The 221-nt window shown below is 58.8% G+C and carries 1 protein-coding gene; it reads left to right on the top strand.

The features are described 5' to 3' along the window. On the top strand, positions 1-221 hold a 221-nt coding region (gene tssJ, locus AAIR21_RS28280), incomplete at both ends, for a type VI secretion system lipoprotein TssJ (protein ID WP_434682899.1).

Here is a 221-nt window from a genome sequence, read left to right as displayed (position 1 = left end):
GGTCAGGGTGTATCAGCTGAAGGACCGGAAAAGCCTGGACTCCGCTGATTATCAGATGTTGCTGCGTGATGACAGTCCTGCCCTGAGAGAGGATATGCTGGCCTCCCGCTCGCTGCTGGTGATGCCCGGCGGCAACGTGACGCTGAATATGCCGATGGACGAAAATGCCGCTTACGTGGCGGTGGTGGCGCTGTTTCGCCAGCCGGATCTGAAGCACAACA

Source organism: Enterobacter sp. PTB (assembly GCF_051130085.1).
In the GTDB taxonomy this organism is placed as follows: Bacteria; Pseudomonadota; Gammaproteobacteria; order Enterobacterales; family Enterobacteriaceae; genus Enterobacter; species Enterobacter ludwigii.
This window is presented reverse-complemented; position numbering and strand designations above follow the sequence as displayed.